This is a genomic window from Bacillus sp. DC4300-2b2 (assembly GCF_049895685.1).
In the GTDB taxonomy this organism is placed as follows: Bacteria; Bacillota; Bacilli; order Bacillales; family Bacillaceae; genus Bacillus; species Bacillus safensis.
In genome coordinates this window covers 736,379-750,167 of record NZ_JAFCSW010000003.1, presented here as the reverse complement: position 1 = coordinate 750,167, position 13,789 = coordinate 736,379, and the positions used below count along the sequence as shown (strand labels likewise).

At 42.4% G+C, this 13,789-nt stretch carries 13 protein-coding genes; all 13 read left to right on the top strand.

What is annotated here, in order from left to right:
• Window positions 1–146 precede the first annotated feature (146 nt).
• The 13 genes from ACP69X_RS13835 to ACP69X_RS13775 all read left to right on the top strand — a co-directional run bounded on the left by ACP69X_RS13835 (window position 147) and on the right by ACP69X_RS13775 (window position 13,779).
• On the top strand, window positions 147–875 hold the full coding sequence (locus ACP69X_RS13835) for a response regulator transcription factor (protein ID WP_039180559.1): 729 nt from the start codon (window positions 147–149) through the stop codon (window positions 873–875).
• On the top strand, window positions 868–2,610 hold the full coding sequence (pnpS, locus tag ACP69X_RS13830; protein ID WP_041086579.1) for a two-component system histidine kinase PnpS: 1,743 nt from the start codon (window positions 868–870) through the stop codon (window positions 2,608–2,610). Before ACP69X_RS13835 ends, pnpS begins: the two co-directional genes overlap by 8 nt.
• 255 nt (window positions 2,611–2,865) lie before the next feature.
• On the top strand, window positions 2,866–5,505 hold the full coding sequence (gene polA / locus ACP69X_RS13825; protein ID WP_041086577.1) for a DNA polymerase I: 2,640 nt from the start codon (window positions 2,866–2,868) through the stop codon (window positions 5,503–5,505).
• Between the two features lie 26 nt (window positions 5,506–5,531).
• Window positions 5,532–6,365, top strand: coding sequence for a DNA-formamidopyrimidine glycosylase (gene mutM / locus ACP69X_RS13820; RefSeq protein ID WP_075611752.1), 834 nt, complete (start codon window positions 5,532–5,534; stop codon window positions 6,363–6,365).
• 174 nt (window positions 6,366–6,539) lie between these two features.
• Window positions 6,540–7,172, top strand: coding sequence for a sporulation membrane protein YtaF (ytaF, locus tag ACP69X_RS13815; RefSeq protein WP_041086572.1), 633 nt, complete (start codon window positions 6,540–6,542; stop codon window positions 7,170–7,172).
• A 13-nt stretch (window positions 7,173–7,185) separates the two neighbouring features.
• The gene (coaE, locus tag ACP69X_RS13810; RefSeq protein WP_426052751.1) at window positions 7,186–7,791 is read left to right on the top strand and encodes a dephospho-CoA kinase; all 606 of its coding nucleotides are present in this window, start codon (window positions 7,186–7,188) and stop codon (window positions 7,789–7,791) included.
• 172 nt (window positions 7,792–7,963) lie between these two features.
• Complete coding sequence (locus ACP69X_RS13805) at window positions 7,964–8,986, top strand: glyceraldehyde-3-phosphate dehydrogenase (protein ID WP_024425707.1); 1,023 nt, start codon at window positions 7,964–7,966, stop codon at window positions 8,984–8,986.
• A gap of 235 nt (window positions 8,987–9,221) precedes the next feature.
• Window positions 9,222–9,602: an adenosylmethionine decarboxylase gene (speD, locus tag ACP69X_RS13800; RefSeq protein WP_003216492.1), complete on the top strand. Its 381-nt coding sequence runs from the start codon at window positions 9,222–9,224 to the stop codon at window positions 9,600–9,602.
• A gap of 183 nt (window positions 9,603–9,785) precedes the next feature.
• Window positions 9,786–10,172 (top strand): hypothetical protein, encoded by a 387-nt coding sequence (locus ACP69X_RS13795; protein ID WP_047202651.1) that lies wholly within the window; start codon window positions 9,786–9,788, stop codon window positions 10,170–10,172.
• A gap of 4 nt (window positions 10,173–10,176) precedes the next feature.
• Window positions 10,177–10,635, top strand: a complete 459-nt coding sequence (nrdR, locus tag ACP69X_RS13790; protein WP_003216720.1) for a transcriptional regulator NrdR — start codon at window positions 10,177–10,179, stop codon at window positions 10,633–10,635.
• Between the two features lie 101 nt (window positions 10,636–10,736).
• Window positions 10,737–12,161, top strand: coding sequence for a replication initiation and membrane attachment family protein (locus ACP69X_RS13785; protein WP_058838328.1), 1,425 nt, complete (start codon window positions 10,737–10,739; stop codon window positions 12,159–12,161).
• Between the two features lie 16 nt (window positions 12,162–12,177).
• Window positions 12,178–13,107, top strand: coding sequence for a primosomal protein DnaI (gene dnaI / locus ACP69X_RS13780; RefSeq protein WP_024425710.1), 930 nt, complete (start codon window positions 12,178–12,180; stop codon window positions 13,105–13,107).
• A gap of 33 nt (window positions 13,108–13,140) precedes the next feature.
• Window positions 13,141–13,779, top strand: coding sequence for a TVP38/TMEM64 family protein (locus ACP69X_RS13775; RefSeq protein ID WP_039183253.1), 639 nt, complete (start codon window positions 13,141–13,143; stop codon window positions 13,777–13,779).
• The last annotated feature ends 10 nt before the right edge of the window (window positions 13,780–13,789 follow it).

Sequence of the window (13,789 nt, the reverse complement as noted above, 5' to 3'; positions counted from 1 at the left end):
TTTGTTTACAAAACAAATCTTGTCGAAATTTTAAATTGTCCTCTTGTTAAGCTTTCGTTAAAATGAAAGAGAAAGCATGACTTCTCGCTTTTCACATAAGATACAAAAAAACGGATGCAGGGGAAATCACTAATTGGAGGCACAACATGAATAAAAAAATATTAGTTGTGGATGATGAAGAATCGATTGTAACACTTCTAAGCTATAACCTTGAAAGGGCGGGCTATGATGTCGTCACAGCAAGAGATGGGGAAGAAGCGCTTGAAAAAGCAGCAAGTGAACAGCCTGATCTCATTGTATTAGATTTAATGCTTCCGAAGATGGACGGCATTGAAGTGTGCAAACAACTGAGAATTCAAAAAATGATGTTCCCTATTTTAATGCTGACAGCAAAGGACGATGAATTTGATAAGGTGCTCGGCCTTGAACTTGGAGCCGATGATTACATGACAAAGCCATTCAGTCCTAGAGAAGTGGGTGCTCGGGTAAAAGCCATCTTAAGAAGAGCGCAGCAATCTCAGCCTGCCCCCACGCAAGAGGACAAGGAAGAGGTCATTGCAGACCAAATCAAAATTGGTGAACTGCGCATTTTACCAGAACACTACGAAGTCTACTTCCAAGAAGAACGTCTAGAGCTTACGCCGAAGGAATTTGAACTGCTGCTTTACTTGGCTAAGCATAAAGGACGTGTCCTCACACGTGATCTGCTGCTAAGTGCTGTTTGGAATTATGACTTTGCAGGTGACACTCGTATTGTAGATGTACACATCAGCCACTTGCGGGACAAAATTGAAAAGAATACGAAAAAACCAACATACATTAAAACCATTCGCGGCTTAGGCTACAAATTGGAGGAGCCAAAGCCAAATGAGTAAAATTAGAACCCGCCTGTTTTCGGGACTTATTTTTCTCCTTTTTATTGTGTTTGTCGCACTTGGCCTTTTTCTGGATCACATGTTCCATGTTTTTTATCAAACAAAATTAACGGAACGAATGGAAAATGAATCGAGCTTTCTTCTTTCTTCCATGGATGGTGATGATCTGCAGGCGAAGCACAACAAGGAGATCCTCAATCAGGCAAAGCAGCATCTCGATATGAATGCGTCAATTGTGGATCTGAAGGGGAATATCATACATACAACGGGTCAAGCGGAGCAAAGGGGCATCATTCAAAACACACTGAACAATGAACGGCTTCAAACAAAAGGCGTCGTCATTGAGGATGAGAAGGATGCGCTGTTTCATTACGCAGTCCCTATTTTGAAACAAAACGAACCGGTAGGCTATTTATTTCTCCATGCGTCATTCCAGCCTTTAAATGAAATTGACGGCCAGCTTTGGCTCGCATTAGCCGTTTGTCTTGGCTCGGCGATTATTATCATCGTTTTCTTTGGATACCGCATGTCGATGAAATATGTAAAACCGATAGATTATGCCACAAAGGTAGCCAAACAGCTGGAACGCGGGAACTATGATACCAACCATTATGAAGAGCTCATCATTGAAACAAGTGAGCTTAATACATCAATGAAGCGCCTGGCAGAAAGCCTTCAAGAAATGACAAGCACTGGGGAAATGCAGCGAGACCGTCTGCAAACAGTCATTGAAAACATCGGAGCAGGGATTATTTTGATTGATAAGATGGGTTATATTAACCTAGTCAATCGAACCTTCCGCAAGCAGTTTAAGGTGCAAAAGCACATTTACATGCACAAGTTGTATCATGAAGCATTTACACATGAAGAAATTATTGAACTGATTGATGAAATTTTCATGACAGAAACGAAGGTGCGGAAGTTTTTACGCCTAGCCGTTGACATTGAACGGCGCTACTTCCAAGTGGATGGTGTCCCAATTTTAAGTACAGACGATGAATGGAAAGGAATTGTCCTTGTGTTTCATGACGTGACAGAAACAAAGCAGCTGGAGCAGATGCGAAAAGATTTTGTCGCCAATGTGTCTCACGAATTAAAGACGCCGATTACGTCGATTAAAGGATTCTCCGAAACCCTTCTTGATGGAGCGATTGATGACAAAGAAGCGCTAACACAATTCCTTTCCATCATTCTAAAAGAGAGTGTCCGACTCGAAACTCTCATTCAAGATTTACTCGATCTTTCCAAAATCGAGCAGCAGCATTTCAAACTGAACATTCAAGACGCCAATGCGACAGAAATCATTCAAGAGATTGAAGTTCTTTTAAAACAGAAAGCCGCAGAAAAAGGCATTCAATTACAAGTGCGTATCCCGAAAGAGCCTGTCTATGTGATGGCAGATCCGCTGAGATTAAAGCAAATCTTCCTCAATCTCGTGAACAATGCCCTTACCTATACACCAGAGGGAGGGAGTGTCACCATTTCTGCAAGACCGCGGAAAGGCGCCTATGAATTTGATGTAGCAGATACAGGAATCGGCATGAAGAAAAGAGAGATTCCAAGAATATTTGAGAGGTTTTATCGAATTGATAAAGATAGAAGTAGAAATTCAGGCGGAACAGGACTTGGTCTTGCGATTGTCAAACACCTTGTGGAGGCGCATGAAGGGACGATTTCAGTCCATAGCAAACAAGGCAAAGGAACGACTTTTACAGTGAGCCTGAAATCAAAATAGGGAAAAAAGGAAAGTCGCGTTAAAATTTACATGATCTTTACAATGGATTCATGTTGAGTTAAACAATCATTGGTAGGATGAATAGGAACCCCTTCATCCAAGGAGCCAATTTTGTAAGGACGAAAACTCTTGTAGTTTTCGTCCCTTTTTTTATGCAGGTTTGACTATTTTCTTTTCAAAATAAACTTTGATAAAATGATGATACAATGTGTGAAAGAGACGGCTGAAATGGCTCAGCCGATGGAGGATTAAAACATGACAGACAAAAAGAAATTAGTACTAGTGGATGGAAACAGTCTCGCTTATCGAGCTTTTTTTGCTTTGCCGCTATTATCAAATGATAAAGGCGTCCATACAAATGCCATTTATGGCTTTGCAATGATCTTAATGAAGATGCTCGAGGACGAGAAGCCAACCCATATGCTCGTCGCATTTGATGCGGGAAAAACAACATTCCGCCACGAGACATTTAAAGAATATAAAGGCGGAAGACAAAAAACGCCGCCAGAGCTATCAGAACAAATGCCCTTCATCCGTGAACTATTAGATGCCTATCAGGTGAAAAGGTACGAGCTTCCTCAATATGAGGCTGACGATATTATCGGTACATTGGCTGTGGAGGCAGAAAAAGACGGCTTTGAAGTCAAAATTTTCTCAGGAGACAAGGACTTGACGCAGCTCTCAACAGACCATACGACGGTGGCGATTACGAAAAAAGGCATTACAGAAGTAGAATATTACACACCGGCTCATATTGAAGAAAAATATGGTCTGCGCCCAGATCAAATCATCGATATGAAAGGCTTGATGGGAGATTCCTCAGATAATATCCCAGGGGTGCCGGGTGTAGGGGAAAAAACAGCGATAAAATTGTTAAAGCAGTTTGAAACGGTAGAAAACCTGCTTGAACATATTGACGAAGTCAGCGGTAAAAAACTCAAAGAAAAGCTTGAAGAATATAAAGAGCAAGCGGTGATGAGTAAACAACTCGCAACGATTCTTGTAGAAGCGCCAATTGATGTATCAAGCAAGGATCTCGCATATGAAGGTCCTCATATGGATCAAGTGATCTCTCTTTATAAAGAACTAGGCTTTCAAACGCTGCTAGAGCGACTAGGAGAAGCACCAGAAACAGGTGAACAGGTCGAAGTTGAAGCATTAGAAGTGAAAAAAATGACCGATGTAACGGATGAGATGCTGACAGATCATGCCGCCCTTGTGGTAGAACAGCTTGGAGATAATTATCATGAAGCGGATTTGATCGGTTTTGCGATCCATAATGAAAACGGTGCGTTTTTTATCACGAAAGAAGATGCACTTCAATCAGATGCATTTAAACAATGGGTACAGGATGAAACGAAGAAGAAATGGGTCTTCGATTCAAAAAGAGCAGTTGTCGCCCTCAGATGGCATGATGTCGATCTAAAAGGTGTCGATAACGATGTTCTGCTCGCTTCCTATGTCGTCAATCCTCAGAAATCCTATGAGGACGTCGCAAGTGTGGCGAAGGAATACGGTCTTAACATCGCATTTTCTGATGAAAAAGTGTACGGAAAAGGAGCAAAGCAGGCGATTCCACCTGAAGATGAACTGAAGGAACATCTTGGGCGAAAAGCAGCGGCGATCTCTGCTCTGCATGACTTAACACTTGAAGCACTAGAAAAAAATGATCAACATGAACTGTATGAAGACTTAGAGCTGCCGCTTGCCCTCATCTTAGGTGAAATGGAATCACTTGGCGTAAAGGTAGATATTGAGCGCCTAGAGAAGATGGGTGAAGAGTTAGCGAAAAAGCTGAAAGAATATGAAGAAACCATTCACCGCTTAGCAGGAGAAACGTTTAACATCAATTCTCCTAAACAGCTTGGCGTGATTCTTTTTGAAAAATTAGGTCTGCCGATTATTAAAAAGACAAAAACAGGCTACTCGACATCTGCGGATGTTCTTGAAAAGCTAGAAGATAAGCACGAAATCATTCGGTCTATTCTGCATTACCGCCAAATTGGAAAGCTGCAATCGACCTATGTGGAAGGCTTAATGAAGGTAACGCGCAAGGATACACATAAAGTGCATACACGATTTAATCAAGCGCTCACGCAAACAGGAAGACTAAGCTCAACAGATCCAAACCTGCAAAACATCCCAATTCGTTTAGAGGAAGGACGGAAGATTCGTCAAGCATTCGTTCCATCAAAAGAAGGCTGGCTTATGTTTGCTGCTGACTATTCACAAATTGAGCTGCGTGTACTCGCTCATATTTCTCAGGATGAGAATTTGATCGAAGCGTTTACGCAAGATATGGATATTCACACGAAAACAGCGATGGATGTGTTCCATGTTTCAGAAGAAGAAGTGACTTCCTCTATGAGAAGACAAGCCAAGGCTGTCAACTTCGGAATTGTATATGGAATCAGTGACTATGGATTATCTCAAAATCTTGGGATCACAAGAAAAGAAGCAGCTGCCTTTATCGAACGCTATTTAACAAGCTTTAAAGGCGTGAAAACCTATATGGAAGAGATTGTGCAGGAAGCGAAACAAAAAGGATATGTCACGACGCTTCTCAAACGCAGACGGTATATCCCGGATATCACCAGCCGCAATTTTAATATCAAAAGCTTTGCGGAAAGAACAGCCATGAACACACCAATCCAAGGCAGTGCAGCTGATATTATTAAAAAAGCCATGATTGATATGGCGCGTAAGTTAAAAGAAGAAAACTTGCAGGCAAATCTTTTATTACAGGTGCACGATGAATTGATCTTCGAAGCGCCGAAAGAAGAAATTGCCATACTCGAAAAAATTGTCCCTGAAGTCATGGAAAATGCACTTCAGCTAGATGTGCCGCTAAAAGTTGATTTTGCTTCAGGCCCATCTTGGTACGACGCAAAATAATAGAGAGAGAAAAAGGAGCGAGGAGCATGCCGGAATTACCAGAAGTTGAAACCGTCCGGCGCACACTCAAGCGGTTAGTCGAAGGAAAAACGATTGAAACGGTCGATATCAAATGGCCAAATATCATCAAACGTCCTGGGGAGCCGGAAGAGTTCGCAAGAAGGATGGTAGGAGAAACGATACAAACCATTGAAAGAAGAGGAAAGTTCCTGCTCTTTCATTTAGACCACTACGTAATGGTCTCCCATTTAAGGATGGAAGGGAAATACCGTGTACATGAAGCGCATGAGCCATACGATAAACATGTACACGTCGTCTTTACATTTACAGATGGTACTGAGCTTCGGTATCATGATGTGCGAAAATTTGGCACGATGCATTTATTTCAGCCGGGTGAAGAGGAAAAGGAACTCCCGCTCTCACAGCTGGGGTATGAGCCTTTTGATGATCAATTCAGTCCAGAATATTTATGGGAGCAATTGAAAAAAACATCCCGCGTGGTCAAAACAGCGCTGCTTGATCAAAAGATTGTCGTGGGATTAGGTAATATTTATGTAGATGAGGTTCTGTTTAAAGCAGGCATTCATCCAGAAACAAAAGCGAATCGGCTCAGCCTTGAATCGTGTAAAGTACTTCACAGGCATATTATCGATACACTTCAAGTAGCGGTAGATGCAGGAGGAAGCACGATTCGCTCATATATCAATTCACAAGGTGATATTGGAACATTTCAGCTGCAGCTTCTTGTGTATGACCGGCGGGGAGAGCCTTGTCAAACATGCGGAAGCATCATTGAGAAAACAGTAGTCGGAGGGCGCGGCACACATTTTTGTGTGACCTGCCAAAAACGTCCTCAATAAAAATCAGCCATCAGCATGCTTCCTTTTTGCTGTGCATACGATAAAAAACATTCATTTTTCAGCAAGGTGTAGACTGACACACAGCCCACCTGCTCTTCATATAGTGAAGAAGAGTCTAAGGACGCTTAGAGACTCTTGATCATCGTTGCATGAACAGAAAGGAAGAGTTCAGGTATGATTTCGATTTCGCTCCTGTTTTTAGCTATTGCAGTCAGCATTGACAGCTTTTCTGTAGGCTTTACGTATGGACTTCGTAAAATGAAGATTCCATTTAAAGCGATTGTCATTATTGCATGCTGTTCAGGGATTGTGCTGCTCATTTCTATGCTGATTGGCAGCCTGCTGACGACATTCCTCCCTGTCTCAGTGACAGATAAACTTGGTGGAGGCATTTTGATAGCCATTGGACTTTGGGTCCTTTATCAATTTTACAAACCAGCGAAAGAGCGTGATTTGCTTCTTCATGAAAAGACATTGCTCAATGTGGAAGTGCAGTCACTTGGTCTTGTCATTCAAATTTTGCGAAAGCCGATAAGCGCAGATATTGACCGTTCTGGGACGATCAATGGAATAGAAGCGGTGCTTCTTGGGATTGCTTTATCCATTGATGCATTTGGCGCAGGGATTGGCGCTGCGATTCTAGGCTTTTCTCCAATTGTCATGAGTATCACTGTGGCCGTGATGAGCTCACTCTTTGTGTGTATCGGGCTTCGTTCTGGCCATTACTTGGCAAATTGGCGCTGGATCGATAAACTTGCATGCTTACCAGGGCTTCTGCTCATTTTAATTGGGGTGTGGAAGCTGTAAAGGAGGAAATCAATTGACGCTTGTCATTGGATTAACAGGCGGGATTGCTACTGGAAAAAGCACTGTCTCGCAAATGATAAAAGAGCAGGGCATCCGGGTCGTGGACGCAGATGTCATTGCAAAAGAAGCTGTTGCCAAAGGAACACCAGCTCTTCAACAAATCGTTCAAACCTTTGGCGAGGATGTTCTCCTGCCAAATGGGGAGCTGAACCGGAAGCAGCTTGGAGCCATCATTTTTTCTGATGAAGAGAAAAGAAAGCAGCTGAATGCGATTGTTCATCCTGAAGTGAGAAAGGAAATGCTCAAACAGAGAGATGAAGGGGTTAGTCAGCAAGAAACCTTCGTTGTCCTCGATATCCCGCTTTTATTTGAAAGTCAGCTGGAAAGCCTCGTCGACCGCATCATTGTGGTGTATACAACTCCTGAATTGCAGCTGTCGCGGCTCATGAATCGAAATGACCTCAGCGAGGAAGAAGCGCTGAATCGTATTCACTCTCAGAAGTCTCTTGAGGAGAAATGTAAAAAAGCAGACCGCGTGATAGAGAACACACAAGATCTTGCTTTTATCAGAAAGCAATTGCAAAACATATTAAATGAATGGGAACATACAGATAAGTAAGAGTACATACACGTACTCTTCTTTTTTTATGCTTTATTCTAATTTCCTTTGAAAAGAACAGCCCTTTTTAGAAAATATACGTTTATATACTGGCAATTACATTCTAATGTGATATACTAATTTCATAAATAAATTTATTGAGTATAACACATAATAGAGGAGTGACCTGTTCATGAAGGTAAAAGCAGCGATCAATGGGTTTGGCAGAATTGGACGCATGGTCTTCAGAAAAGCAATGCTTGATGATCAAATTCAAATTGTAGCGGTGAACGCAAGCTATCCTGCCGAAACGCTAGCACATTTAATTAAATATGACACAAATCATGGACGTTACGAATGTGATGTGACAGCAGAAGATGACGCCTTGATTGTAAATGGCAAAAGAGTGCTTTTGCTTAATAATAGAGACCCAAAGCAGCTTCCATGGGGAGAGCTTGGAATTGATATCGTCATTGAAGCAACAGGTAAATTTAATTCAAAAGATCAAGCGATGGGCCATATAGATGCCGGAGCGAAAAAAGTCGTTCTAACAGCTCCAGGTAAAAATGAAGACATTACAATTGTGATGGGTGTCAATGAGGATGATCTTGATCCTGAAAAGCACGTCATTATTTCAAACGCATCTTGTACAACAAACTGTTTAGCACCAGTTGTGAAACTGTTAGATGATGAATTTGGCATCGACAACGGTTTAATGACAACGGTTCATGCTTATACAAATGATCAAAAAAATATCGATAACCCGCATAAGGATCTGCGCCGGGCAAGAGCATGTGCTCAGTCCATTATTCCAACTACGACAGGTGCCGCTAAAGCGCTTTCTTTAGTGCTTCCGCACATGAAAGGGAAATTGCATGGGCTTGCACTTCGCGTGCCAGTTTCCAATGTGTCGATGGTGGATCTTGTGGTAGACCTAAAAAAAGATGTCACAGCAGAAGAAGTCAATGCAGCCTTCTCGAATGCATCTAAAACATCTCTTGCTGGTATTTTAGATTACACAGATGAGCCGCTTGTCTCTACCGACTTTAACACGAACCCTTATTCAGCAGTCGTTGATGGATTGACAACGATGGTAATGGAAGGGAGAAAAGTAAAAGTTCTTGCATGGTATGACAATGAATGGGGTTATTCATGCCGAGTGGTTGATCTTGTGAAATTTGTCGGCGCACAGATGAAAGAGCTTTCTGCTGTTTGAAATGAAGAAGACGATCGTCCCTTTTCAAGAAATGAGAGAAAATCCCACTAAAAACACAGCTTGCAAAATGGGTCTAAACAAAGTATACTATTTTTCGTGAACTTCTTGTTCGCAGACTCATTCGGGTATACTTAAAGGGTTAGGACCTCTTAGGACTAACTTTCCCCCGTGGTATATGTCCGGTCCGGCTGCTTAGAACTTCACTCTTTCATTCTTGTTTAAAGGGGGGTCCATGATGGAAACAATCGGACGTCACGTTATCTCCGAGCTATGGGGATGCGACTGTGATAAACTGAACGACATGGATTTTATTGAAAAAACGTTTGTAAATGCAGCTTTGAAATCAGGAGCTGAGGTAAGAGAGGTTGCTTTTCACAAATTTGCACCTCAAGGAGTAAGTGGAGTTGTCATTATTTCTGAATCTCATCTGACAATTCACAGCTTTCCTGAACATGGTTATGCGAGCATAGATGTTTATACTTGCGGCGACCTAGATCCGAATATTGCAGCAGATCATATCGGAGATGAATTAGGTGCTGAAACAAGAGAAAACATCGAAATTCCTCGAGGCATGGGTCCTGTACAAGTAAAACAGGCACAAGCCAAAGCACTGTAAACATAAAAAAGATTGCAATGGGAGCTGGCCAAAAGCATTAGATGCCTTTGTGTTATGCTCCTTTTTATATTTATTTGAGAAAAAATCCAACATTCCCCAGCTTGTCTATACTTTTGTTCTAGGAAAACAAAGGTTTTTTTTATAAAATAAAGAAAGAGGCATTATGGCAAAGGGGATACGTGTATGATTTTAAGACAAAATTTTAAACGGTTCATGTCAAACCATACAGAAACATCTGACGAGCATCCAGTGTCAGAACTGAAAAGCCATTACTACAAATCGACGAATGCACAAGTTTTTCAAGCGGTGGAAGCCATTCTTTCCCGAAACGATTCCTATCAAGTGACATCTGTTTCAGCAGAACGAGGTGAAATCAGTGCAAACATACGATTGCCGAAAAAAGCCTTTCTCGTGGCGACTGTCATTTCAATTCGTCCTTTTGAAACAGCTGTCGATTTTAATGTAACAACAGAAACGGCCCTGCCAACAGATTTCGGCTATAGCCAGAAGACCGTTCTGTCCCTTTATGATGAACTAGACAAACAACTTCCAAGAATAGATCGGAGCTGATGATATGAAATGTCCCACATGTCAGCACCTTGGCACAAGGGTGCTTGATTCAAGACCAGTAGATGAGGGGAAATCCATCCGTCGTAGAAGAGAGTGCGAAAGCTGCCAATATCGCTTTACGACGTTTGAGAAATTAGAAGAATTACCGCTAATTGTGGTGAAAAAAGAAGGGATTCGAGAAGAATTCAGCCGCGAAAAAATGCTGAGAGGACTCATCAAAGCGTGTGAAAAGCGTCCTGTCGCTTTAAAGCAGCTGGAGGATGTCTGCTTTAATATCGAAAAAGAACTTCGCAATCAAGGCATGTCAGAAGTAAAAAGCGAGCTTGTAGGTGAAATGGTGATGGACGAGCTGGCGAAAATTGATGAAGTGTCTTACGTTAGGTTTGCCTCGGTTTACCGGCAGTTTAAAGACATCAATGTCTTTATTGATGAATTAAAAGATCTATTAAAGAAAGAACGCTAAAAAGAGCTGGAGATTCTTCATGCTCTTTTTCCTGCGTAAAGCGTAAAACGCAAAAAGAGTGTACAATGGAAACAATCGCAATTCATGGGGAGGATCAGCATATGACAGAGCATTGGAAGGAAGTGCTAGCCGTCGATCCGTATGTCGTCAAAAGCGCTTCATTGCTCGGTGACATCGATAGACAGCTCATCACTCTTTTATATCAGCCGCTTATTGGCATGTCCGCTTTCAGCTTATACATGACGCTGTGGGGAGAGCTGGAACAAAATCGTATGTGGGGAAAACCTGCACCTCATCGGCAGCTCATGGTCATGCTGCAGACGAATTTAAATGATATTTTTGAGGAACGTTTAAAGCTTGAAGCGATCGGCTTACTCCGCACATATGAACAGGAAACGGAAGAAGGCAGACTGTTTACATATGAGCTTGTACCGCCGCTAAGACCGGATGAATTTTTCCAAGATGGTATGCTGAATGTCCTGCTGTACCATCGTGTAGAGAAAGCAAAATATATGCAGCTTCGTGATTATTTCTCTTACCCAGGTGTTCCTGCAGAAGCAAAGAACATTTCACGGTCGTTTGAAGAAGTCTTTCACGTATTGCAGCCAGGCGAACGCAAGATGACAGAAGAGATTCATCAGGCGACATCGCTTGATCAAGGCTATGAATATGTGACTGTTGGATCGAGTCAGCCGGCACCGCTCTCAGACGAATCCTTCGATTTCGATCTATTGTTAGCGGGTATGTCTGACATGATGATTCCAAGAAAGGCTTTGACAAAGCAGGTAAAAGAAACAATTAAGAAGTTAGCTGTTGTATACGGCATCACCCCGCTTCAAATGCAAAATATTGTGGCAGGTGCATGCGGTTCGGATCAAATGATCTCAACAGAAGAGCTGAGAAAAGCAGCAAGAGACTGGTACCAAATTGAATACAGAGGCGAACAGCCAAAGCTGATTGATCAAAAACAGCCAAGACACTTGCGACAAGATGCTTCAAAGACGCCGGCAGCGGATACTCCAGATGCAAAATTGATTGAAAAGCTGGATCATATTTCGCCTAGAGAGCTGCTAAAAGACATGGCAGATGGCATTGAGCCAACATATGCTGACTTAAGAATTGTCGAAGATATCATGCTCGAGCAGCAGCTAGAGCCAGGTGTCATGAATGTTCTCATCTACTATACCTTACTCAAAACAGATATGAAGCTGTCGAAAACATACATGCAAAAAATCGCCGCTCATTGGGTAAGAAAGAAAATCAAAACCGTTGCCGCGGCGATGAAAATTGCCAAAGAAGAGAACAGACAAATGACAGAGTGGGCGCAGCAGAAAAAGCAGCGCAGCACATATGGTTCAGGAAAAGTCGTCAGGGAAGAGAAACTGCCTGACTGGATGAAAGAAACCGAAACAAAAGAACAGCCGGCAAAAGAGCAAACGGACAATCTGTCTACAGAAGACCTCGAACGAGAAAAAGAAAAACTGTTAGATCAGTTTAAAAATATGAAAAAGTACAATGCACATTAAGGTGAGGTGAGATGGGATGAAACCGATCGGTCGTTCATTTGAACAGCTAAAAGGACGAGTAGATTTTCGCGTGAGATACAATCAGATTAAAGAAAGTGTGTTATCTGATGAAGATGTGAAGGCCTTTTTACAGAAGCATCAAGAAGAGATACATGAAGACATGATCAATCGCAGCTTGAACCGGCTCTTTGAATATGTGCAGCAGTCGAAGGGCTGCTCTTACTGCTTAGATGACGAAAACGTCAATGCCATTTTAGATGGGTATCACCCGAAGCTTGTGATCAAAGGTCAGAGTATTGATATTGAATATTCCCCTTGCCCAGTCAAGCTGCGGCTCGATAGACAGAAAAAACAGCAAGAGCTGATGAAAAGCATGTATATTCCGCAAAATGTCCTTCAAGCGACGTTCGCTGATCTGAACGTTGTGGGAAGACAAGAGGTCATCCAAAAAGTAGGTCAATTCCTCCAAAGCTATGATGAGACTGGAAAAGGAAAAGGCTTGTATTTACACGGAAAATTTGGAGTGGGGAAAACGTATATACTGGCAGCTATTGCGCAGCAGCTAGCGGAGAAAGAATACCCATCTCTCCTTGTTTACGTGCCTGAATTTGTAAGAGAGTTAAAAAATTCGTTAGCTGATCATACGCTAGAAGAAAAGCTGAATATGGTCAAATCCACCCCGATTTTAATGCTTGATGATATTGGGGCAGAATCGATGACAAGCTGGGTGCGGGATGAGCTTCTCGGTACGATCTTACAATACCGTATGGCAGAGCAGCTGCCGACGTTTTTCTCTTCTAATTTCTCACCAAATGAGCTGAAGCATCACTTTACGTACTCACAGCGCGGGGAAAAAGAAGAGGTCAAAGCCGCCCGTTTAATGGAACGGATTCTCTATTTAGCAGAGCCGGTCTTGCTCGAAGGAGAAAACCGCCGTCATTTATAAAAGCGTATGTCACTTGAAGGAGGAGCAAATGAAATGAACAAAAGAAAATGGCTGCTTTTTCTCGTGATTGGCATTCTTGCTGCTGCGCTGTGGTGGCTGAATAAACAGCATCTTCAGCTCGCGCCGAAAGATGTGAAGAATTGGGTGCTTCAATTTGGGATACTGGCTCCCTTTGTTTTTCTTTTCTTATCTCTTTTTCGCCCGTTTGTTCTCGTCCCGATTACGGTCTTTTCGCTGGCAGCAGGTTTGGCATTCGGCAGTGTCCTTGGGACGATTTATGCCCTCATTGGGGCTACAGCCGGGGCAACAGGCTCCTTCATGATTGCGTCAACCTTTCGTGCAAAAAAGAAGGAAACGGAATCAAACAGCCGAAAGCTGAAAGCGGTGACGTCCCGCATTCAGGAGCATGGATTTCTTTATATTTTGTTATTGCGTATTGCACCGATTCATTTTGATTTTGTCAGCTATGCGGCAGCCGCTTCACGTGCAAATTATCGTGCATTTGTGGCAGCCACCTTTTTAGGCTTAATACCGGGTACAATTGCGTTAAATGTTCTCGGCTCAAGCTTTGTCAGCGGCAATTATGCCGCCTTAGTGGTTGTTTGTTTGATTTATTTGATCTTTATCTCCGTTCCACTCATTTTAAAAAGAAAGATGCCTGATTTATTTTAGGCGTCTATTT